Source organism: Rhodoferax sp. RT5P35 (genome assembly GCF_056521385.1).
The window spans coordinates 48,491-70,332 of record NZ_JBWMAX010000006.1 but is presented as its reverse complement, the minus strand read 5'-3'; the positions used below and the strand labels follow the sequence as shown (position 1 = coordinate 70,332).

The window sequence follows — 21,842 nt, the reverse complement described above, 5'->3', positions numbered from 1 at the left end:
GCCGTGTTCAGTCGTACTGCAGCGTGAAGATCAGGTCAATCGCGCTTTGCTGGCCGGTTTGGCCGCGCAGGGTGAAGCGTTTGCTCAGGTCGTAGAAGATGTACAGCGTGCCCAGCGTACCGGCCAGGCTGTGCTCGTAGGCCACGTAGAAGTTGCGCGACAGACGCTTGCCGAAGGTGACGGCGGCGGCGCTGGTGGTGCCGTCGGACTTGTTGGCGCTGCCACTAAAGGACAACTCGTCCAGGCCCAGGGCCGAGGCCAGCCCGCCCGACAGGCCCTTGCCGTTGCCGCCCAGCAGAGCCAACGCAGCCTGTTGCAGCACGGCAGCTTCGGCCCCGCCATTGGCGGCGCTGCGGCCCAGCACCAGCCAGGCCAGTTTTTCGGCATCGGACAGGTCGGAGTCGGAATACAGGCGGATGTTGGGCAAAAGCGCCGTGCCGTTGATCTGCACGCCCACGCGCACGCTGAGGTTGGGCCGGATGGCCAGCACGTCGAGCGACGGGTTGTCATAGGGGCCGTAGAACCGCAGGATGCCTTCCTCGATGTCCAGCGCCTGGCCATAGGCTTTAAAGCTGCCGCGCGCGGTGCGCAGCTCGCCGGTGACGCGCGGCCCGGCCAGGGTAGGGCCGGCACGCAAAACCAGCTTGCCGGTGAGGCGGGTGTCCAGGCCCCGGCCCACCAGGTGGAAATCATCGCCCAGGTCGAGGTTAAGGTTGACCTCGGGGGTGTTGCTGGCCGCCACGGGTGCGGCGGTGGGTGGTGTGGCGGTGCTGGATGGCGTGGTGGACCGTTTGCGCACCAGCACATCGCTGCCCAGGGTGGGCGCGGACTCGTCGGGCAGGATGAACAGGGCTTGGTCGGCCTTGAGTGCGCCTTGTAGCGCCAGTTTGCCTTGCAACAGGGTAGCTTGCAGGGTGCCGGATACGGTCAGGCGGCGGTCTGCCCGGGCGGAGATGCGCAGGGTTTTGGCCTGCGCCTGGATGTCCATCTGGATGCCTGCCGGGGCGGTGTTGTTCCAACGCACGTTGCCGGTGGCGGTGAGGCTGCCGCCATCGTTGCTGGGGATGGCGGTGGTGGTGTTAGCGGCGGTGGGGGCTCCGCGCAGGCTGAATTCGGTGATGTTCAGGCGCTGGCCGTCCAGGCTGGCGCGCAGGCGGCCATCGCGCAGTTCGATGCCTTCCACCACCGAGCGCAGCGCCAGGTCGTCGGCCTGCAGCGTGCCGGTCCACAGCGGTGCCAGGCGGGTGCCGCTGAGCGTGGCGTTGGCCCCCAGCGTGCCGCGCAGCCGCCAGCCGGGCGGGGCCAGTACCGACCAGATGCCGACCCGGGGCAGCGACGCGCGCACCGTGCCATTGAGCGGCGCGTCGGCGGGCCATATCCAGGTGCCGTCGGTCTGGCGCAACTGGGTGCTCAACTCGGCTTCGGCCTGGCCCGCGCGTTCGCTGTCCCAGCGCAGGCTGGCGCTGAGCTTGTCGCCGTCGGTGCGCAGGCCGATGCGGGCGGTGCGGATACCTGCGCTGATGGTGCTGGATGTATTGGAAGGACCGTTGGCGGAGTCGTCGCCAGTCAGCAGTTGCAGATCACCGCTTTTTTGGTACAGGTTGGCGCTAACTTGCAGGGTTTGGGCAGCCTGCACGTTCCAGTCGCCGTCCAGCAGCAGATCGCCTTTGAGGCCGAGCTGGGCCAACTGCCCATTACCTGCGGCCAATGTTTCCAGCCAGCCCATGGGCAGGCCTTGCAGCGTGCCCTGGGTGCGCAGCAGAGTGCGGGAGCCGTCGTGCGACCAGGCCACCGGCTGCCAGGCGATGCGAACACTGCCCGGGACCGGGCCTTTGACGCTGGCGCTGCCTGCCGCGGCATCCACCGAGGTACTGGTGCCTTGGAGTGCCAGGGCCTGGTCCAACTGCAGCGTCCAGGGGCCGGGGCGGGTGCTGTCCTGCATCTCCAGGGCCAGGCTGGCGATGCGGGCCTGCCAGTGCTTGGCCGTGCCGAGCCCGCCGGTGGCGCGGGTGCTGAGGCTGGCGCGCTGGGTGCCGGTGGCCAGCTCGCCTTGCAGGCTGACATCCAGCGCCCCCAGGCTACCGGATGCATCCAGCTGCAGTTTGTGCAGACTGATGGGGTTGCCGGTGGCGGGGCGCATTTCCAGCGTCGGTACGGCGAGTTGGGCCGTGAGCTGGAAAGGGGGCGTGCCCGCTTTACCAGGGCTGGTAGCGAGGGCACTGGCCCAGCCGCCTGTCCAGCGCCCTGTCAGCTCGGCTTGGCCCAGGATATCGCCGGGCAGGCTGGCGGCCACACCGGGCAGGCGGGCCAGCCAACGGGTGGCTTTGCCTGCGTCGGGTACATGCAAGGCAAACTCGCCCGCACCTTGCGACGCGCTGATCTGGCCTTGTACATCGGCTTGCGCACCGGGCAGGCTTAGGTGCAACTGGCCTTTGGCGGCGCGGTTGGCGAGGGTCAGGTCCAACTGGCCTTGCAGCAGGGCATCGTCGGTTTGCAGCTTCAGGGCCGACAGGCTCAGGGTGCCCGCGGCCCAGCGGCCCGTGGCCTGGGCCGTCTGGATACGCAGGCCTTGCAAAGCTTTGATCTCCGGCGCTTTGGCTGATGGCTGCAGGGCGGCATCGAAGCGGATGGCCGTGGCGGTGCTGCTGGCGGTCACCCGCCCGTCTAGTAAGGCGGGGGCCATGCGGGTGTGCAGGGCGGCGGGGTTAATGCGCAAGAGCTTGGCCTCGGCCGTCCAGTCGGTGGAGCCCGCGCCAGTCCAGCGGCCATGGAGCTGTACCTCGCTCTTGCTGAGCTGGGCGCTCAGCGACTCAATGACCCAGGCCCCTTGCTGGTACTGTAGTCGGGTGTCAGCGTGGTCCAACGGGATGCGGTTTTTGTCCCAGGGGCCGCTGAGGCGGTTGTCAAGCTTGGCCTCGGCGCGCCAAGCGGTGCCCGTGGCCAAGGGATCAGGCTGCACATGGGCGCTGCCGCTGAGCAAGGTGTGCGGTGCGTCGGGCCACAGGTCGGCCAGGTTGAGTTGTTGGAAGGTGGCGTCGGCCTGGTACACCGGTTGCGCCGCCCAGGGGTGGATTTGCGCGGCCAGCGTGGCCTGCAGGGCAGTGGACGTGCTGGGCGTGAGCTGGGCCTGGATCTGCAACAGCGCGTCTTGTCCCACTAGTTCTGCTAAGTGTCCGCTGGCCGACGCGGTTGCCGCCACGGTAGTGGGGCGGGTGTTGCCGGGCAGGGTGGTGTCCACGCTGCCTTGCACGTGGGCTTGCAGCGTGAGGGGGCTGCGGGCCAGCAGGGTGGCCTGGCCTGCGTATTGGCCTGAGGCGACTTGTACACCGTTGACGGTGAGCTGGTGCTGCGTGCCGTCATAGCGGTAGTGCCCGGCTAATTGGGTCAAAAGCAGCGCCGGTGGGCCTTGCCAGTGCAGCTCGGCAATCTCGAACGGCAGGTCTACCTGCAGGGGCAGCACGATCTCAGTCGGCAGTACGGTAGGTTCGGTGGACGGGGTTTGCGCAATGCTGAGCTGGGCGATGTGCAGCCGACCCAGGCGCAGTTCGCGTTGCAGCAGGCGGTCGAGCTGCCAGTCCACGGCGATGTCTTGGGCAACGACTTCCAGGCCGGGGCTGCGGTAGGCCAGACTGCCGATATGGCCCCCCTGGCGGACTGAGCCGGTGACCTCGCTGGTTTCCAGCGTGTGGCCTGCAGGCAGGTAAGCAGCGGCACGGGCCAGGGTGCTGGCCAGCGAGGTGTCGGTGCCCAGCCACGCCCAGAGCGCGCCGGCTGCCATGGCCAGTGCGGCCAGTACCAGCAGGGGCGCACACAGCAACCACAGCAGGCGTTTGCCCGAGGGCATCCAGCGCCGCTGGGCGGCGGGGGCTTTTTCGACGCTCAAAAGCTGAACCCTACGCTCATGTGCAGACGTGCCTTGTGGGTGGCGACACCGTAGGCGATGTCCATTTGCACCGGACCCACCGGGCTACGCCATCGCACGCCGCCGCCGATGCCGACCTTGGCTTCCAGGGCCTTGACGGTATTGGCCACGGCACCGGCATCGACAAACAACGCCGTCTCCCAGGCGCTGGGCTTGCCATTGAGGACGATGGGCCTCTGCCATTCAAAGCTGCCCGATGCCAGGTAGCGTCCGGCAGTCACCGATCCGCTGCTGCCCGCCACGCCGATTTCCTGGTAGCCGTAGCCGCGCACGGTGGTGTCGCCGCCGGTCAGGAACTGTTGGGTACTGGGTACGTTGGCATCGGCTTTGGCCACCACGGCACCCGCTTCGGCCCGCAGCGCCAGGCGGCCCGCCCGCATAAACAGGCCATCGCCGGGCAGCAACTTGCCCAGCGGGAAGTAGCCCAGCCAGCGCGTCAGGGTGCGGGTGTAGGGCTGGCGGTCAGACCCCAGCGTAAAGCCGCCGCCGAGCTCCACCGCCACACCGTAGCCCTGGGTGGGGGTGCGGATGTCGTCAAAGTCGCGCCGTGTCCAGGCGTAGTTGGCGCTGATGGCGCTGGACGCCACCGTGGGGTCGGTGCCGCTGGTGGTCAGCGCGTGGTCGTATTGCAGGTAAACGTTGCGGTCGATGTGGTCGTTGCCCTGGGTGCGGCCGGCCCGCAGGCGCTGGCTGTTGGTGATGGTGTCGCTCAGGTCCTGGTGCTGCACCTGGGCCGAAGTGACCCAGCGCCAGTTGCTGGCATCGGGCGGGCCGGTGAGCTCGGTGCCCAGTGTTTGGGTGTTTTTGTCGATGCTGAGCTTGGAGATGGCGCGCCACTGCAGCCAAGGCAGCTGGTGGTGGGTGTGCTCGGCCGACAGGCGCGGGCCGCTGTCGGTGCTGAAGCCCACGCCCAGCACCAATTTTTGCAGTTTGGCCTCGCGCAACTGGGCCACCACGGGTGCGTCTTGCGGGTCGCTGCTGGTGTCCAGGGTTAAAAATACCGAATCGAAATAGCCGCTGTCGGCCAGCCGCTGCTGGGTTTGCAGCAGTTGCGCCTGGCTGTAGTCGGCCCCAGTGGGAAGCTGGGCCAGGCGGCTGACCAGCTCGGCGTTGTAACGCTGCAGGCCGCGCAGGTCCAGCGGGCCAAACCGGTAGGCCGGGCCGGATGCCAAGCTGACATTGAGCTGGGCGGTTTGCGTGTCGGTGTCAATGTCGGCCAGGCTGCTGCTGATCTCGCCGGTGGGAAAGCGTTGCACCGTCAAGTTGCGCAGGGCCTGGGTTTTTGCATCGTCCCAGGCATCCTGGGTAAAGGGTGTGCCGGGGGCAAGCGGCCAGTCGGTGCGGATGGTATTGCGCAGCGATGCATCAGCAGAACCGTTGGCAACCGGTCCGGTGAAGTCAATCTGCACGGTGTTGATCCGCACGGGCTCACCTGGCTCAACGGTCAGGGTGATGTCGCGCGGGGCGCTGGTGCTTTGGGGAGTCAGGGTCAGCTTGAGTGTGACCTGGGCTGCAAAATAACCTTGCGTGGCCAGCAGGTCATGGGCATTGCGTTCAGCGGCTTGCATGAGCCGCGCCAATTCAGTGTTGTCCAGGTCCGTCAGACTGCGGTAACGCTGCAATTCCAGGTGTTTTAGCAGCAGATCACGGATTTTGTCTGGAGCCACGACTTGCAGGTCGAAAGAAAATGGAGGCGCTGCCGTGGTGGGAGCTTGCGCCCATAGCATGCCGGGCAGTAACAACAGCCAGCACAACACCCGCACCCGCAAGCTGAATCCGCGCATTGCTTATTTCGACAGCAGCCGCATAGTTTCTTCCAGACCTTTCAGGGTCAAGGGAAACATGCGCTGGCCCACCAGTTGCTGGACGATGCTGATGCTTTGGCGGTATTCCCACAGGCCTTGGGGTTCGGGGTTGACCCAGGCAAATTTGGGGAAGGCGTTGGTCAGGCGCTGCAGCCACACCGCACCGGCCTCTTCGTTGCTGTATTCCACACTGCCGCCGGGCTGCAGAATTTCATAAGGGCTCATGGTCGCGTCGCCGATGAACAGCAGCTTGTAATCCTTGTTGTACTTGCGGATCACATCCCAAGTGGAAAATTTTTCGGTGTAGCGACGGCGGTTGTGTTTCCACATGAAGTCGTATACACAGTTGTGGAAGTAGTAGAACTCCAAATACTTGAACTCGCTTTTGCTGGCGCTGAACAGTTCCTCTACCCGCTGCACATGCTCGTCCATGCTGCCGCCCACGTCCATCAGCAGCAGCACTTTGACGTTGTTGTGCCGTTCTGGCACCATTTTGATATCGAGATAACCGGCGTTGGCAGCGGTAGAGCGGATGGTGTCGGCCAGGTCCAGTTCGTCGGCATGGCCTTCGCGGGCAAATTTGCGCAGGCGGCGCAGCGCCACCTTGATGTTGCGCGTGCCGAGTTCCTGGCTGTCGTCGTAGTCTTTGAAGGCCCGCTGGTCCCACACTTTTACTGCGCTTTTGTTGCGGCTTTTGTCCTGCCCGATGCGGATGCCTTCAGGGTTGTAGCCATTGGCTCCAAACGGGCTAGTGCCGCCGGTACCAATCCACTTGCTGCCGCCCTCGTGGCGTTCTTTTTGCTCTTCAAAGCGTTGTTTGAGCGTTTCCATGAGCTTGTCCCAGCCCATTTTCTCGATCTTGGCTTTTTCTTCGGGACTGAGTTCGAGCTCCAGGTTTTTGCGCAGCCATTCCATCGGAATATCTTGCGTGAAGTCGGTCACCGCTTCTACCCCCTTGAAATAGGTGGCGAAGGCTTGGTCGAACTTGTCGTAGTGCTTTTCGTCTTTGACCAGCGTACAGCGGCTTAAATAGTAAAAGTCGTCTATCTTGTAGCTATCTGCGCTGTTTGGCCCCACTACACCGGCTTTGAGCGCTTCCAGCAGGCTCAGATACTCCTTCACCGAAACCGGCAGCTTGGCGGAGCGCAGGGTGTAGAAGAAGTCGATCAGCATCGTTGCAGGCTAGCTATAGCGGCTATCGGTGGTGGCGCTGCATGAACACCAGTTTTTCGAACAGGCTTACATCCTGCTCATTTTTCAGCAGTGCGCCGACCAGCGGCGGCACGGCCACCATGTTGTCCTGGCTGTGCAAAGCATCGGCTGAAATGTCTTCGGCCACCAGCAGCTTGAGCCAGTCCAGCAACTCCGAAGTGGAGGGCTTTTTCTTCAGGCCTGGCAGATTGCGGATGTCGTAGAAGGTCTTCATGGCCGCAGCCAGTAGTTCTTTTTTCAGACCGGGGAAGTGCACATCCACAATTTGCTGCATTGTGGTGGCGTCGGGGAATTTGATGTAGTGAAAAAAGCAGCGGCGCAAAAACGCATCAGGCAGTTCTTTTTCGTTGTTGGAAGTAATGAACACCAGCGGGCGGTTCTTGGCTTTGATGAGCTCACGCGTTTCGTAGCAATAAAACTCCATGCGGTCGATTTCGCGCAGCAAGTCGTTGGGAAACTCGATGTCGGCCTTGTCGATCTCGTCGATCAGCAGCGCTACCGGTTCGTCGGCGGTAAATGCTTGCCACAGCACGCCTTTGACAATGTAGTTGTGGATATCTTTGACCCGGGCCGAATCTTCGATTCCGGCCAGTTGCGAATCGCGCAAGCGGCTGACCGCGTCGTATTCATACAGGCCCTGCTGCGCTTTGGTGGTGGATTTGATGTGCCATTGCAGCAGCGGCATGCCCAGTGTGGCAGCCACTTCTTCGGCCAGCATGGTTTTACCCGTGCCGGGCTCACCCTTGACCAACAACGGGCGTTTCAAGGTGGCTGCGGCGTTGACGGCCAGCATCAGGTCTTGGGTGGCGACGTAATTATGGGAGCCTTGGAACTTCATGGTGGTGGGTCAGCAGCAAGGAATGAAAGCAAAGAATGAATATGGGGCCGCATATAATCTGCGGTCGATGGCAAGCCTGCTAAACAAGGCTGAATGCAGGCTTGATTTTTCCCCAGATTGTGCGCGAAAAAATGAATAAATTATTGACCACGGTGTTAGCGTTTGCTACTGTTTCGCTAGCAGGCATTGCCAATATGGCCAGTGCCCAGGACATCGTGGGGGATGCCAAAGCCGGACATGCCAAGGTGGATATGTGCCTGGGCTGCCACAGCATCGTTGGCTACCAAGCTAGTTTCCCGGAAGTGCATAAAGTTCCCAAAATATCGGGACAAGGTGCCAAATACATCATTTCAGCGCTCAACGCCTATAAAAAAGGTGATCGCAAGCACCCCACCATGCGCGGCATTTCCGATTCCCTGAGTGACCAGGATATGGCCGATGTGGCGGCTTACTACAGCGCCAGCGGCGTGGTGGCCGGTGCCACCTTGCCCGCCAAACCTACGGTAGAGCCCAGTGCCCAAGTGGCTGCGCTGTTGACCAAAGGCGCTTGCGTGTCCTGTCATGGCGACAACTTCTCCAAACCTATTGATCCGACCTATCCCAAGATCGCAGGCCAGCATGCGGATTACCTGTATGTGGCTTTGAAGTCGTACAAAATCGAAGGCAATCCCTTGGTTGGCCGCTCCAACGCCATCATGGGCGGCGTGGCCAAACAATTCTCGAATGCAGAACTCAAGGCATTGGCCGGCTATGTGCATTCGCTGGACGGCGAGTTGAAGGTGGTTCCGCAGTCGCGCTTCCGTTAAACCCGCCTGCCCCAAGCAAAAGCCCGCTGCATGCGGGCTTTTTTACGTCGGTAGCATCAGTCTTGCGTGGCCCGGCGCTGTACGCAGTCGATGTAAGCCGCGCCGTCAGGGGGGCGGCCAGCGCGTTGGCTTTCCCACAGCATCTGTCCCAGGCAATCCATGGTTTCGTGGTGGGCGTCGTGCAGTGAGTCGCGGCGGCGCGTCAGCAACTCAACCGACTGGCGGATACCGCGTGGCTGGTCGATCGAGCATTGCTCGCTGATCGACAAATGCATCGAAAGGTGTAGAAATGGGTTGGTTTTGCTAGCTTCTGCATCGTAATTGCGGGCTACTGCGGCTTCTGCATCCAGCATGTCGGCATGGTATTCGGGGTGCTCGTCCAGCCATTGACTTGCTATTGTTTCAATAGCTTCCAGCGCTTGCCCGGACTTCGCTTTGGCGTAAACAGAGCAGAAAAAACGGCGTACATCGGCCTGCGAGGGATTGAACATGCCATGAGCCTACCACGGTGAAACGGGCGGTTTGGAGTCTCTTCCAAATCGCCCACTTCACTCGCCCGGCTTTGTCTGAGGCGCCTGGTAGCAAGCTGTTGCGTAATGGACGCTATTTTTAAAAGGGTGTCTTGTGCATGCTGAATGCTTCGGCTTGTCGCATTTGGACTCTTTTTTGGCGAGGGTCGGTTGGTTCCTTTTGGCTGGCCTTTGCAGGGGTGAGTGGTGAAGTATTGGTTCTTTTACAGAAGTCCAAAATAGATCCAATAAATGGCCCAGGCATGCGCAGAAATGTCGTGCCGGGCTGGCGCTATGGACTTGATACGTGCTGTCTGTGCAAAAGTGCCTTGCTCTCTGCTGCGCTATGAAATCAAATGGTTACACCTATTACATAAAATCCGAACCAACTTTCGGTTAAGACATGGACCAGACCGGGCGCCTCTACAAAATTGACCAGCTTCTGCGCCAACACAAGGTCATTAGCTTTGCTGCACTGCAGGCTGAATTGGATGTTTCGCGGGCCACTTTGAAACGCGATCTGGACGACCTGCGCACCCGCCTGAAGCTGCCCATCGAATGGAGTCGCGCGGCTGGCGGCTACCGGTTGGCATCCACCGGTGAACCACCCACCAGCACCCATGAACTCCCGGGCCTGTGGTTTTCTTCCACCGAAATCCATGCGCTGTTGACGATGCAGCAATTGTTGGCCTGCCTGGATACGGGGGGCTTGATCATCAACCCGGTGCCGGTGGCCGACCGTCTGAATGCCCTTTTGACCAGTGACGACCCGCAGCTGCAAGAATTGCGGCAGCGCGTGCGCATTGCGGGGCTGGTGCAGGAAACCGCCACACCGCGCTATTTTGAGCGCATCGGTTTGGCCCTGGTGCGGCGCAACCGCTTGGCGCTGGCCTGTGCGGGCAATGGAACCACTCTCGAAGAATGGGAGGTTTCGCCGCAGCGGCTGGTGCATTTTCGCGGTAGCTGGCACCTGGAAGCCTGGTGCCACCCGCAGGCCGAGCTACGCAGTTTTGCGGTGGATGCCATTACCGATGCGCAGGTACTGCCCAGCAGTGCCATCGAGGTGGGTGACGACAGGCTGGATACCCAGTTTGGCCCGGACTACGGGGTCTTTGCCAGCGGCCGCGTGCGCTGGGCCCGGCTGCAGTTCAGCCGTGAGAAGGCCAGCAGCGTAGCCAACGTGCAATGGCACCCGCTGCAACAGGGCAAGCAGCAAAACGACGGCAGCTACTTGCTGCGCGTGCCGTACATGGACCCACGCGAACTGATGGAGAAAATTCTCCAGTACGGTGCGCTGTGCGAGGTGCTGGGTCCGGCGAGCTTGCGCCAGGCGCTGACCGACGAAGTGGCGCAGATGGCCACCATCTACCAATCGGCCGCGCCGCTGGACCAAGACGGCGTGCTGGACGAGACAGCGCTCGACTGAGCTTTTCGCTTATTTCCCCCAGCCCTTGGGGCGCCGCTGCGCCTGCTGCGCGCGCTCCTGGGCCATTTGCTCTTCCAGCTGTTGGCGGCCTTCGGTGGCCACGGCAATGAGCTTGGCGCGGTCTTTGCGGTGCGGGTACATCTGCTCAAACAAGGCAATGTTGTGCTGGCGAAAGCGCATGGCCTGTTGCCGCGCTTCGTGGGGCGGGTAGCCCAGAATCTCCAGCACCGAGCGGGCGCTGCGCAGGCTGGACTCGAACAGTTCGCGCTCCACCCGAAGCACGCCGCGGTCGCGCAAGGCGTTCCAGTGGGGCACATCGCGGGCGCGGGCCACGATCTCCAGGTTCGGGAAGTGCTCTCGCGCAATATCCACAATCTTCAGGCTTTGCGCTTTGTCGTCTACCGCCACCACCAGAACTTTGGCGGTCGCAGCGCCTGACAGGCGCAGCAGGTCCAGCCGGGTGGCATCGCCGTAAAACACGCGAAAGCCAAACTGGCGGATGGTCTCCACCATGTCGGCATCGTGGTCTAGCACCGTGGCGCGCAGTCCCTGCGCCTGCAGCGTGCGGCCCACGATCTGGCCGTAGCGGCCAAAGCCGGCAATGATGATGGGCGCTTCCTGCTGCTCGGCAATTTCTTCCAGCTGTTTGCCGCCGCGCTGCGCCAGCCGGGGCAGCAGCAGTTTGTCGATGGACAGCAGCAACATCGGGCTGACCAGCATCGACACCGCGACCGAACCAATCAGCAGCGACGATGTCTGGTTGGAAAAAATATGCGCCGCCGTAGCGGTCTGGAACACCACGAACGCAAATTCACCGCCCTGCGCCAGCAGCACGGTAAACACCGGTCGCTCCTGGAAGGGCACGCCCATGCATTTGGCAATGGTGTAGATGACCAGCAGCTTGGCGAGTAAAAAGCCTGCCACGGTCAGCGCCATCAAGCCCGGCGACTGGCGCAGCACGCCAAAGTCCACGCTCATGCCCACGGCGATGAAGAACAGGCCCAGCAGCAGGCCTTTGAAGGGCTCGATGTCGGTCTCCAGCTCGCGGCGGTACTCGCTCTCGGCCAGCAGAACCCCGGCCAAAAAGGCCCCCAGCGCCATCGACAAGCCCACCGACAGCATCAGCGAGGCGATACCCACCACCAGCAGTAAAGACGCGGCGGTGAAGATCTCAGGCGTTTTGGAGCGCGCAATCCAGCGGAACAGTGGCCGCAACAGCAAACGCCCGCCGAGCACAATGCCCGCAATAACTGCTATGGTTTTAAGAGCTTGTAGTGCAGGTGCTGTCTGCGCTAGAGCCTCATTTTGTTCAGAAATACTGCCCAGCATGGGTAGCAGCGCCAAAATAGGAATGGCCGCCACGTCCTGGAACAAAAGAATGGAAAACCCCGCCTGCCCGCTGCGCGTGGGCAGCAGGTTGCGCTCGCCAAACACCTGCAGTGCGATCGCCGTGCTGGACAAGGCCAGGCCCAGCGCCGCCACCAGCGCAATCCGCCACGGCACGCCCGCGGCCATGGCCCCCAGCAGAATCACCACCGCGCAGCCCACCACCTGGGCCGTGCCCCAGCCAAAGATCGGGTGGCGCAGGCTCCATAGGCGCTTGGGCTCCAGTTCCAGGCCGATCAAAAACAGCATCAACACCACACCGAATTCAGCGAAATGCAGGATGTCTTGGACCTCGGTGACCAGGCCCAGGCCCCAGGGGCCGATGGCGATGCCTGCTGCCAGGTAGCCAATGATGGAGCCCAGGCCCAGGGCTTTGCTCAGCGGCACGGCGATGACGGCGGCGCTCAGGTAGATGAAACTGTTGATCAGCCAGGAGGGTGCGTGTTCCATGCGTTTTTACGGTGTGGTCCAGTGGGGATAGGTTTGCAGCCGTTGGCTGAACAGGGCGATGTGGTCCAGCACCTCTTGTTTGCCCGCGCTGTGGGCACCGTGCAGCACCAGCGGCGGCAAAAAGCGCATGCCGCACAGGGCGGCGGTCTGGGCATAGGGCGGCAAGAACGCATCGAACGGGTAGCGGTTGTAACTGTCGGGGTGGTACGAGTCTTCTTGTCCGCCGGTGGTCACCACCAGCCACAGAGCCTTGCCGCGCAGGGCGGTGCCGGGCGCGCCAGTAGGGGCGGCTTCCTCGGTCTCGGCCGACACCGCGCCAAAGGCCCAGCCATAGGTCAGCACCTCGTCCATCCACAGTTTTTGCAGGGCGGGCATCGAATACCACTGGATGGGGTGCACCAGCACCAGCAGGTCGGCGGCTTCCATGCGGGCCTGCTCGGCGGCCACATCGATGGCGTAGTCGGGGTAGTTGGCGTACAGGTCTTGCACGTCGAGCTGCGGGTTGCCGTCTGCCAAGCTGCGGGCAGCCGCCAGCAGGCGCTGGTTGACGCGCGAGGCGCGCCAGTTAGGGTGGGCGGCGAGCAGGTAGATCTTTGGTGGTGTGGGGGGCGGTGGGGTCGCGGCGCTGGGATCGTGCATGCCGCTAACATAGCAAAGAATTACGCGTTTCCCCCTACTAGGAGCCATTTATGCCCATCGTTGTTGTTGCCAGTCCCAAAGGCGGAGTCGGCAAGTCCACGCTGTCTACCCAGATTGCAGGCTATTACGCCTCGCAGGGGCATACCGTGTTGTTGGGCGATGCCGACCCGCAGCAGTCGTCCCACTTGTGGCTGGGCCTGCGCCCGGCAACGGCCAACCCCATCCAGGCCTGGGACGTGGACGCGGACGACATCGCCAAGCCACCCAAGGGTGGCAAAGCAGGCAACGTGGTAGTGCTGGATACGCCCGGCGGGCTGGACGGCAAGCGCTTCAAGGATGTGATGCGCCTGGCCGACAAGATCGTGGTGCCGCTGCAGCCCAGCGTGTTCGATATCTTTGCCACGCGCAAATTTCTGGACCGTCTAGCCGAGCACCGCCGCATCGACAAGATGCAGGTTGGCCTGGTCGGTATGCGGGTGGACGAGCGCACCTTTGCCGCCGACCGCCTGCGCGAATACCTGGACGGGCTGGAGGTGCCGGTGATCACCAACCTGCGCGACACGCAAAACTACGTCCACCTGGCTGCAGGCGGGCTCACTTTGTTTGACGTGGCCCCGAGCCGGGTTGAAAAAGACCTGGAGCAATGGGCTCCGCTAGCCGAGTGGCTAGACGCGTAAATTTTCACTACATTCGCCTCAACGAGAACGCCTGCAACCCAGAGGTGCCGCGGAACCGGCTTTGCCGGGCCACTGGCATCGCCCCCTGCAAGGGGGGTGGCGAAAGATGCGTAGCACTGAAGCCTGGGGGTGAGCCGCTTATCCAAAGCCGCACTGCCGCCAGGCCTCAAATACCGTCACGGCCACGGCGTTGGACAGGTTCAGGCTGCGCTGGCCGGGGCGCATGGGCAGCTTCAAACACTGCAGCGGGGCGAAGGCGGCGCGCACGCTGTCGGCCAGGCCCTTGGTTTCCGAGCCAAACACCAGCCAGTCGCCGGAGGCAAATGCCGTGCCGTGCACGCTGCCGGTGCCGCGCGTGGTCAGGGCAAACAGGCGCTGTGGGTCGGGCTGGGCGGTGGCCAGAAAACTCGGCCAGTCGGCGTGGCGGGTGAGGGTGGCGTACTCGTGGTAATCGAGGCCAGCCCTGCGCATGTGCTTATCGTCCATCGAGAAACCCAGCGGCTCAACCAGGTGCAAGTTGCAGCCCGTGTTGGCCGCCAGGCGGATGACGTTGCCGGTGTTCGGCGGGATTTCGGGTTCGACCAGGACGATGTTAAACATAGGGCTGGATTATCCGTTGTAGGGCGACGCCCACCTGTCGACGCGGCTTAGTCTGTACGCCATGTGCCACTGCACGGAGCAAGATGAGAAACCAATTTCGAGGAGTCGCCGTGTACATCACTACCCACAAACCACCCCAGCCGCACGAGGATGTGCCCGACGGCCCTGAGCCTGGCGCGATGCCGGTTGAGCCCGATGCCGGCGTGCCGCAGCCTATTACCCCATTAGTTCCGGGCGACGATACGCCCGGGCCGGCACCCTGAATTGGCTATCTACTTCGGCAGTAGCCGGATGGCGTGAAGCAGGCTTTAATAGCGCCTGTTTCTACTTCGTGTGCTTGTATGAAAATCATCGATCTACGCAGCGATACCGTGACCCGTCCCACCTCTGGCATGCAGGCCGCCATGGCCCGCGCGCCGCTGGGCGACGACGTGTTTGGCGACGACCCGACCGTGAACCTGCTGCAGGCTACGCTGGCCGAGCGCCTGGGTTTCGAGGCCGGGCTGTTCTGCCCCACCGGCACCCAAAGCAATTTGCTGGCGTTGATGGCCCATTGCCAGCGCGGCGACGAATTTATCGTCGGCCAGGAGGCGCATTGCTACAAATGGGAGGCGGGCGGCGCGGCGGTGCTGGGCAGCGTGCAATCCCAGCCGCTAGACCACGCCAGCGACGGCAGCCTGCCGCTGGAGCGCATTGCCGCGGCCATCAAACCGGATGACTTTCACCATGCCCGCACCCGTCTGCTGGCGCTGGAAAACACCATCGGCGGCAAGGTGCTGCCGCAGGATTACGTGCAGGCGGCGGTGGCGCTGGCCCACAGCCGGGGCCTGCAGTGCCACCTGGACGGGGCGCGGTTTTTCAACGCCGTGGTGGCCTCGCAGCACGCGGGCGAGGGTTTGGCGCAGGCCGAGCGGCGCCTGGTGGCGGGGTTTGACTCGGTCAGCATCTGCCTGAGCAAAGGGCTGGGTGCGCCGGTTGGCTCGGTCTTGCTGGGTGCCATGGACTTCATCGTCCAGGCCCGCCGCTGGCGCAAGATGCTGGGCGGCGGCATGCGCCAGGCCGGAGTGCTGGCTGCGGCGGGCCTGTATGCGCTGGAGCACCACGTGGCACGCCTGGCCGACGACCATGCCAACGCCCGGCTGCTGGCGGCTTTGTTGGCCGACATGCCGGGCCTGCAGGTGGAGGCGGGCCCCACCAATATGGTGTTTTTGCAGACCACTCCCGAGCGGGCAGAGGCCCTGGTGGCGCACTTGCAGGCCCACCAGGTGCAGGCGATTGGCCTCTACAAGCTGCGCCTGGTAACGCACCTGGATGTCAGTGAGGCCGATGTGCGGCGCGTGGCCGAGGTGATTCGGGCGTTTTAATCCACTGGCGTTCTGGCCACCACCAGCCCGGTGACGTGCACGGCCCCAGCCTGTTTCAGCACGGCTGCTGCGGCAAATAGCGACGCGCCGCTGGTCATCACGTCGTCCACCAGTACCACGCGCTGGCCGCGCAGGGCATCGGCCCGCAGCGGCTCCAGCGCAAACGCACCCCGCACATTGCGCAAGCGCTCGGCCCGATTTAGAGTGGGCTGGGGCGCGGTGTGGCGGGTGCGCAGCAGCAGCTGCGTCCGGGTTTTATGCGGGGCCAGGTGGCGGGCCAGCTCCAGCGCCTGGTTGAAGCCGCGCTCGCGCAGGCGCTGAGACGACAAAGGCATGGGCAGCACGCTATCGCACTGCTCCAGGGCAGGTTCCACCCAGGGGCTGTGGCGCAGCAAGTCTGCCAGGGTGCCCGCCCAGCCCACCTGCTGGTTGAATTTGAACTGGGCAATGCACATCGACCACGGGTAGGCATAGGCCACCGCCGCCAGGCAGGCATCCAGCGCGGGTGGATGCAGGATGCAGGCACCGCACCGCGCCACGCCCTCGGGTACCGGGAGGGCGCAGGCACGGCAGCGCGGCACCGGCTGGGCAAAGCGCGCCACGCAGGCCCCGCACACGGGCTGGCTCGGCCAGGCGCGGCACACAGCACACTGGCTGGGGAGCAGGGTTGTCACCCGGTGAAAAAGCGCGCGAAACATCGCCTCAATATACTCGTTGCTTATCGTATGACGACCCAACTCCCCCCCACTATCGACCCCGCCGCCGCCGCCCGCTGGGCGCAGCTACGCACGGCCCAATCCCCCTGGCTGCACGAAGAAGTCGCCCGGCGCATGGAAGACCGCCTGCAGTGGATCAAGCTGCAACCCGAGGCTTGGGCCCACTGGGAGCCCACGCGCGGCGGCCTGCAGGCCCATGCCAAGCTGACCGAGCGGTACCCGAATTCATCCTGTTTTGTGGTCGAAGCGCATGCAGAACAAGCGCAGGCAGCTATTCAATCTGTAGCAAAGCCGTGGTGGAAGCCCAGTGGCTGGCGGGCTCCGGCGCAGCAAATCGGCTTGCCGCCAGACGGTAGCGTGCAGATGCTGTGGGCCAATATGGTGTTGCATTCGGCCGCCGACCCGCAGGCGCTGATCGCCCAATGGCATCGGGCGTTGGCGGTGGATGGCTTTGTGATGTTTTCGTGCCTGGGGCCAGACACGGTGCAAGAGCTGCGCAGCGTCTACAGTGCCCTGGGCTGGCCCTTGCCCGGACACCAGTTCACCGACATGCACGACTGGGGCGACATGCTGGTGCACGCCGGGTTTGCCGAACCGGTGATGGACATGGAGCGAATCCGCCTGACCTACGAGAGCCCGGCGCGCCTGCTGCAAGAGCTGCGCGAGGTGGGGCGCAACCTGCATCCTCAGCGTTTTACCGGCCTGCGCGGGCGGCAATGGCGTGAAAAACTGGAGCGTGAACTGGCCTTGCAACTGGCCGACGCGGCTGAAAATGGCCGTTTGCCGCTGACCTTTGAGCTGATTTATGGCCATGCCCTCAAGCCCAAGCCAAAGCTGCGGGTCAGTGCCCACAGCGCGGTTTCGCTGCGCGACATGCGCGACATGCTGCACCAGGGCAAAGGACATGGGGTTTGACAGGGGGAGTTTCAAGGCCCCCACCGGGCTCGGCCCTGGAAAGCAAGGCTACAATTCACACGAAGAAAAATGAATTCGGGCATCTTCCCACGCATCTAGGCAGACCCATAAACGGCACGTCCGCCGTGGCATCTGCCTCATTTTTGTGAGTGCCAAACGTGCCGAACTTGGTATTTCGCTTCGCCACAGTTTCGGGCCAGAACATCCACTGGTTCCTGAAGCGCAACTGTTCGGTCACACCGGCCCAGTTGGGCTGGATGTACGCATCAATCTGTGTGGTGTCCATGGGCATTGCGACGTTTTTTTGGGTGCAGGGTGCCAAGCTGGTGCTGCCGTTTGCCTGGCTGGAGCTGGCGGCGGTGGGGGCGGCATTTTTGGTGTACTCCCGGCACGCGACCGACGGCGAAAGAATTTCGCTGCAAGGCTCGCAGCTGGTGGTCGAGCTGGAGAACGCAGGTCGGTTGGAGCGGGCAGAGTTTCGCCGTGAATGGGTCCGTATCGAGCCCAAAACGGGGGACCGGTCCTTGATCGAGGTGTCGGGCCAGGGGCGTTCGGTGGAAGTGGGGCGGTATGTGAGCCCGGAGCTACGGTCGGCTCTGGCACGGGAAATCCGGATGGCGTTGCGTAGCGCATGAGACAGGCCCCCTGGGGCAGATGCTGGCGCAACAAGATTGGTTCAATTGAGGTGTTGAATAAGTGAAAACGATGAAGATGATTCCTAATAAGTTGGCTTCACTGCTCCCCACGCTCGGCGTTTGGGCGGGCGCGTGGCTCAGCAGCGCTGCTTACGCGGTCAATGATCTGCCCGGCGGGCCTGCGGTGCTGCAGACCAATCTGGCACCGGCCGTGACCAATATTGCAAGAGAGCAGCAGTGGCTGCACTGGTTCATGTTGATCGTTTGCACCGTGATCTTCATCGCGGTGTTTGGGGTGATGTTTTATTCCATCTGGAAGCACCGCAAGTCCAAGGGCTACAAGGCCGCCAACTTCCACGAGTCGGTCACGGTGGAGATCATTTGGACCATTGTTCCGTTCGTTATTGTGATCCTGATGGCCTTGCCCGCCACCAAGGTGGTGGTGGCCATGAAAGACACCACCAACGCCGACCTGACCATCAAGGCCACCGGCATGCAGTGGAAATGGGGCTACGACTACATCAAGGGCGAGGGTGAGGGCATCGGCTTTGTATCTACGCTTGACAGCACCCAGCGCGCCATGTCCAACAACGGCGGCCCCAAGGCGGGCGAAACGGTCGATGACTACCTGCTCAAGGTAGACAACGCCCTGGTCGTGCCGGTCAACAAAAAGGTCCGCATCATCACCACCGCTGACGACGTTATCCACGCCTTCATGGTGCCTGCTTTCGGTATCAAGCAGGATGCAATTCCCGGCTTTGTGCGCGACACCTGGTTCCGTGCCGAAAAAATCGGCAGCTACTACGGCCAGTGTGCCGAGCTGTGCGGCAAAGAGCACGCCTACATGCCTATCCACGTGAAAGTGGTGTCGGCCGAAGACTATTCCGCCTGGGTTGATGGCGAGAAAAAGAAAATGGCCGCCAAGGCCGATGATCCTGCCAAGATATGGACGCTGGACGACATCATGAAGCGCGGCGAGAAGGTCTATGCATCCAACTGCGCCGCCTGCCACCAGGCCAATGGCAAGGGTGGTGGACCTATCAAGCCGCTGGACGGTTCGCCCAAGGTGCTGGATGCCGACAAGAACGTGCAAATCCATGTGCTGCTGAATGGCCAGAACAACGGCACCATGCCATCCTGGAAGCAACTTAGCGATACCGACATTGCCGCTGTCATCAGCTACACCAAGAACAACTGGTCTAACAAGACCGGCCAACTGGTACAGCCCGCCGACATCCAGGCCCAGCGCGGCAAATAAGCTGCACTCGTTAACGTACAAGATTCCCAAGGAAAGCCAAGATGAGTGCAGTTCTCCATCCCCATGATCACGGTCATCACGCTCAAGACGAACACGGTCATGACGACCACCACCACGCTCCCACCGGCTGGCGGCGCTGGGTGTTTGCCACCAACCACAAAGACATTGGCACGCTGTACCTGCTGTTCAGCTTCACGATGCTGGTGATTGGCGGCATTCTGGCGCTGATCATCCGCGCCGAACTGTTCCAGCCCGGCCTGCAGTTTGTGAACCCGGAGCTGTTTAACCAGCTCACCACCATGCACGGCCTGATCATGGTGTTCGGCGCCATCATGCCGGCCTTCGTGGGTTTTGCGAACTGGATGATTCCGCTGCAAATCGGCGCGTCCGATATGGCTTTTGCCCGCATGAATAACTTCAGCTTCTGGCTGATGATTCCAGCGGCAGCCACCCTGGTCAGCTCGTTCTTTATGCCCGGCGGCGCACCTGCTGCAGGCTGGACGCTGTACGCACCGCTGACGCTGCAAATGGGCCCGTCGATGGATGCGGGTATTTTTGCCATGCACATCCTGGGTGCTTCGTCGATCATGGGTTCGATCAACATCATCGTGACCATTCTGAACATGCGCGCCCCTGGCATGACCCTGATGAAAATGCCGATGTTCTGCTGGACCTGGCTGATTACCGCCTACCTGCTGATCGCCGTGATGCCTGTGTTGGCCGGTGCCATCACCATGACGCTGACCGACCGCCACTTTGGTACCAGCTTCTTCAACCCGGCCGCCGGTGGCGACCCGGTGATGTACCAGCACATTTTCTGGTTCTTCGGCCACCCTGAGGTGTACATCATGATCTTGCCGGCTTTCGGCATCATCAGCCACATCGTGCCCGCGTTTGCCCGCAAGAAGCTGTTTGGCTACGCCTCCATGGTGTACGCCACCTCGTCGATTGCGATTTTGAGCTTTATTGTGTGGGCGCACCACATGTTCACCACGGGTATGCCGGTCACGGGCCAGCTGTTTTTCATGTATGCCACGATGCTGATCGCTGTGCCGACCGCTGTGAAGATCTTCAACTGGATCGCCACCATGTGGCAGGGCTCCATGACTTTTGAAACCCCGATGCTGTTCGCGGTAGGCTTTATTTTCGTGTTCACTATGGGCGGCTTCACCGGTTTGATTTTGGCCGTGGCACCGATTGATATCCAGCTGCAAGACACCTACTACGTGGTGGCGCATTTCCACTACGTGTTGGTAGCGGGTTCGCTCTACGCCATGTTCGCCGGTTTCTACTACTGGTGCCCTAAGTGGACCGGTGTGATGTACAACGAACGCCGCGGCAAGATCCATTTCTGGTGGTCGCTGATTTCGTTCAACGTCACCTTCTTCCCTATGCATTTCTTGGGCCTGGCCGGTATGCCACGCCGTTACGCCGACTACCCCATGCAGTTTGCCGACTTCAATGCGGTGGCCTCGGTGGGCGCGTTCTTCTTCGGCTTTGCGCAGATCTACTTCTTCTTTTTCATCGTGCTGCCTGCGATGATGGGTAAGGGTGAAAAAGCTTCTGCCAAGCCTTGGGAAGCTGCAGAAGGTTTGGAATGGGAAGTGCCTTCGCCTGCACCGTTCCACACCTTCGAGACACCGCCCAAACTGGACATCACCGCCACCCGCGTGATCGGCTGAGCATGTTGACGCCCCAGCAAAAGAAAAGCAACCTGCGTACCGGGTTGATCCTTGCGTCTATCGCCGTGGTGTTTTTTATTGGCTTCTTCGCCAAGATGTATCTGCAAAGCCACCATTAAGCTTGCATGACTGTTCGCCACGAAAATTTCAAAATGGTCGGCAAGCTGGCCGTCATCACCATAGCCATGTTTGCGTTTGGCTATGCGCTGGTGCCGCTGTACAAGGCCATTTGCGAGATGACGGGCATCAACATCCTGTCGATCGCCGAGCGCCAGGTGCCCGGCGTAGGTTCGGCGGGTAAAAATGTCAGCTTGCCTGCCAATACGCAGGTGGACTTAAGCCGCACCATCACCGTCGAGTTCGATGCCAATGCGCGCGGCCCGTGGGAATTCAAGCCCGCCAAGCGCTCGTTGCAAGTGCATCCCGGTGAGCTGGCAACAGTGATGTACGAATTCCAAAATACGCAAAACCGGCGTATGGCGGCGCAGGCGATTCCTAGCTATGCACCCCGCCAGGCTGCAGCGCATTTCAATAAGCTGGAATGCTTTTGCTTCAACCAGTACACGCTGGATCCGGGTGAAAAGAAAGAATGGCCGGTAGCCTTTGTGATCGATCCCAAGCTGTCGAAAGATGTGACGACCATCACCTTGTCTTATACCTTCTTCGAAGTGGGCGGTAAAACACCCCCTGCGCCCACTTCCACTGTCGACGCTAGCAAACATCTGGAAACCGGGCAGGGGTCATGAGTGCGTCTGGCAAAGCCAGCCTGCTGCAGACTGTCAAGGCGGTTGCGTGGTCTTTTGTCGGTATCCGCAAGCAAAGCGGTTTTGAGGATGATCTGGCCAAAATCAGCCCCTTGCATGTGATTGCGGTGGGTTTGGTGGCGGTGCTGTTGATCGTGGTGGGTTTGGTTATTTTGGTGAATTGGGTGGTGGCAAAGTAAATTTGCCTGGTTTTTTCTAATACTTATGCCGCGCTATGCGCTGCATAAGTTGTGTTTAA

The 21,842-nt window shown here is 62.0% G+C and carries 21 protein-coding genes; 12 read left to right on the top strand and 9 right to left on the bottom strand.

The genetic code is table 11. From position 1 onward, the window contains the following. Window positions 1–7: 7 nt before the first annotated feature. Genes AC097L_RS10950 through AC097L_RS10935 form a run of 4 tightly spaced genes read right to left on the bottom strand, consistent with a single transcriptional unit; the run spans window position 8 to window position 7,777 of the window. Window positions 8–3,883 (bottom strand): translocation/assembly module TamB domain-containing protein, encoded by a 3,876-nt coding sequence (locus tag AC097L_RS10950; protein WP_479586403.1) that lies wholly within the window; start codon window positions 3,881–3,883, stop codon window positions 8–10. Further along, entirely contained in the window at window positions 3,880–5,706 is a 1,827-nt protein-coding gene (locus AC097L_RS10945; protein WP_479586402.1) for an autotransporter assembly complex protein TamA, read from the bottom strand. Before AC097L_RS10945 ends, AC097L_RS10950 begins: the two co-directional genes overlap by 4 nt. Window positions 5,707–5,709: 3 nt before the next feature. Further along, window positions 5,710–6,900 (bottom strand): vWA domain-containing protein, encoded by a 1,191-nt coding sequence (locus tag AC097L_RS10940; protein WP_479586401.1) that lies wholly within the window; start codon window positions 6,898–6,900, stop codon window positions 5,710–5,712. Between the two features lie 22 nt (window positions 6,901–6,922). Continuing rightward, window positions 6,923–7,777 carry an AAA family ATPase gene (locus AC097L_RS10935; RefSeq protein ID WP_479586400.1) on the bottom strand — a complete coding sequence of 285 codons (855 nt, stop codon included), beginning with the start codon at window positions 7,775–7,777 and terminating at the stop codon, window positions 6,923–6,925. 131 nt (window positions 7,778–7,908) lie between these two features. On the opposite strand from AC097L_RS10935, the gene AC097L_RS10930 reads away from it, so the two are divergent. Next, the gene (locus tag AC097L_RS10930) at window positions 7,909–8,583 is read left to right on the top strand and encodes a c-type cytochrome (protein ID WP_479586399.1); all 675 of its coding nucleotides are present in this window, start codon (window positions 7,909–7,911) and stop codon (window positions 8,581–8,583) included. Window positions 8,584–8,639: 56 nt separating this feature from the next. On the opposite strand, the gene AC097L_RS10925 is transcribed toward AC097L_RS10930, so the two are convergent. Continuing rightward, window positions 8,640–9,074, bottom strand: coding sequence for a DUF1841 family protein (locus AC097L_RS10925; RefSeq protein ID WP_479586398.1), 435 nt, complete (start codon window positions 9,072–9,074; stop codon window positions 8,640–8,642). A 421-nt stretch (window positions 9,075–9,495) separates the two neighbouring features. Between AC097L_RS10925 and AC097L_RS10920 the strand changes: the two genes are divergently transcribed. Further along, window positions 9,496–10,518 carry a helix-turn-helix transcriptional regulator gene (locus AC097L_RS10920; protein WP_479586397.1) on the top strand — a complete coding sequence of 341 codons (1,023 nt, stop codon included), beginning with the start codon at window positions 9,496–9,498 and terminating at the stop codon, window positions 10,516–10,518. 9 nt (window positions 10,519–10,527) lie between these two features. Here AC097L_RS10920 and kefC read toward each other — a convergent pair whose 3' ends face one another. Together kefC and kefF are read right to left on the bottom strand one after the other, a co-directional pair. Continuing rightward, window positions 10,528–12,354: a glutathione-regulated potassium-efflux system protein KefC gene (gene kefC / locus AC097L_RS10915; RefSeq protein ID WP_479586396.1), complete on the bottom strand. Its 1,827-nt coding sequence runs from the start codon at window positions 12,352–12,354 to the stop codon at window positions 10,528–10,530. 6 nt (window positions 12,355–12,360) lie between these two features. Beyond that, window positions 12,361–12,993, bottom strand: a complete 633-nt coding sequence (kefF, locus tag AC097L_RS10910; RefSeq protein WP_479586395.1) for a glutathione-regulated potassium-efflux system oxidoreductase KefF — start codon at window positions 12,991–12,993, stop codon at window positions 12,361–12,363. Window positions 12,994–13,043: 50 nt separating this feature from the next. Between kefF and AC097L_RS10905 the strand changes: the two genes are divergently transcribed. Beyond that, window positions 13,044–13,670 (top strand): ParA family protein, encoded by a 627-nt coding sequence (locus AC097L_RS10905; protein WP_479586394.1) that lies wholly within the window; start codon window positions 13,044–13,046, stop codon window positions 13,668–13,670. Between the two features lie 138 nt (window positions 13,671–13,808). Here AC097L_RS10905 and AC097L_RS10900 read toward each other — a convergent pair whose 3' ends face one another. Next, entirely contained in the window at window positions 13,809–14,270 is a 462-nt protein-coding gene (locus AC097L_RS10900) for a tRNA (cytidine(34)-2'-O)-methyltransferase (protein WP_479586393.1), read from the bottom strand. A gap of 110 nt (window positions 14,271–14,380) precedes the next feature. Between AC097L_RS10900 and AC097L_RS10895 the strand changes: the two genes are divergently transcribed. Beyond that, window positions 14,381–14,533, top strand: coding sequence for a hypothetical protein (locus AC097L_RS10895; protein ID WP_479586392.1), 153 nt, complete (start codon window positions 14,381–14,383; stop codon window positions 14,531–14,533). A 78-nt stretch (window positions 14,534–14,611) separates the two neighbouring features. Then, window positions 14,612–15,634 carry a low-specificity L-threonine aldolase gene (gene ltaE, locus AC097L_RS10890; RefSeq protein WP_479586391.1) on the top strand — a complete coding sequence of 341 codons (1,023 nt, stop codon included), beginning with the start codon at window positions 14,612–14,614 and terminating at the stop codon, window positions 15,632–15,634. On the opposite strand, the gene AC097L_RS10885 is transcribed toward ltaE, so the two are convergent. Continuing rightward, complete coding sequence (locus AC097L_RS10885) at window positions 15,631–16,332, bottom strand: double zinc ribbon domain-containing protein (RefSeq protein ID WP_479586390.1); 702 nt, start codon at window positions 16,330–16,332, stop codon at window positions 15,631–15,633. The two genes, ltaE and AC097L_RS10885, sit on opposite strands and share 4 nt — an antisense overlap. 27 nt (window positions 16,333–16,359) lie before the next feature. On the opposite strand from AC097L_RS10885, the gene AC097L_RS10880 reads away from it, so the two are divergent. The 7 genes from AC097L_RS10880 to AC097L_RS10850 all read left to right on the top strand — a co-directional run bounded on the left by AC097L_RS10880 (window position 16,360) and on the right by AC097L_RS10850 (window position 21,783). Beyond that, window positions 16,360–17,265 carry a class I SAM-dependent methyltransferase gene (locus tag AC097L_RS10880; RefSeq protein ID WP_479586389.1) on the top strand — a complete coding sequence of 302 codons (906 nt, stop codon included), beginning with the start codon at window positions 16,360–16,362 and terminating at the stop codon, window positions 17,263–17,265. Window positions 17,266–17,423: 158 nt separating this feature from the next. Then, complete coding sequence (locus AC097L_RS10875; RefSeq protein WP_479586388.1) at window positions 17,424–17,900, top strand: DUF2244 domain-containing protein; 477 nt, start codon at window positions 17,424–17,426, stop codon at window positions 17,898–17,900. A 70-nt stretch (window positions 17,901–17,970) separates the two neighbouring features. After that, window positions 17,971–19,158: a cytochrome c oxidase subunit II gene (gene coxB / locus AC097L_RS10870; protein WP_479586387.1), complete on the top strand. Its 1,188-nt coding sequence runs from the start codon at window positions 17,971–17,973 to the stop codon at window positions 19,156–19,158. Window positions 19,159–19,199: 41 nt separating this feature from the next. Beyond that, a complete protein-coding gene (gene ctaD, locus AC097L_RS10865; RefSeq protein ID WP_479586386.1) occupies window positions 19,200–20,840 on the top strand; it encodes a cytochrome c oxidase subunit I in 1,641 nt (546 codons plus the stop codon). A gap of 2 nt (window positions 20,841–20,842) precedes the next feature. After that, on the top strand, window positions 20,843–20,959 hold the full coding sequence (locus tag AC097L_RS10860; protein WP_479586385.1) for a cytochrome oxidase small assembly protein: 117 nt from the start codon (window positions 20,843–20,845) through the stop codon (window positions 20,957–20,959). A gap of 6 nt (window positions 20,960–20,965) precedes the next feature. Beyond that, on the top strand, window positions 20,966–21,586 hold the full coding sequence (locus tag AC097L_RS10855) for a cytochrome c oxidase assembly protein (protein WP_479586384.1): 621 nt from the start codon (window positions 20,966–20,968) through the stop codon (window positions 21,584–21,586). Beyond that, window positions 21,583–21,783 carry a DUF2970 domain-containing protein gene (locus AC097L_RS10850; protein ID WP_479586383.1) on the top strand — a complete coding sequence of 67 codons (201 nt, stop codon included), beginning with the start codon at window positions 21,583–21,585 and terminating at the stop codon, window positions 21,781–21,783. Before AC097L_RS10855 ends, AC097L_RS10850 begins: the two co-directional genes overlap by 4 nt. The last annotated feature ends 59 nt before the right edge of the window (window positions 21,784–21,842 follow it).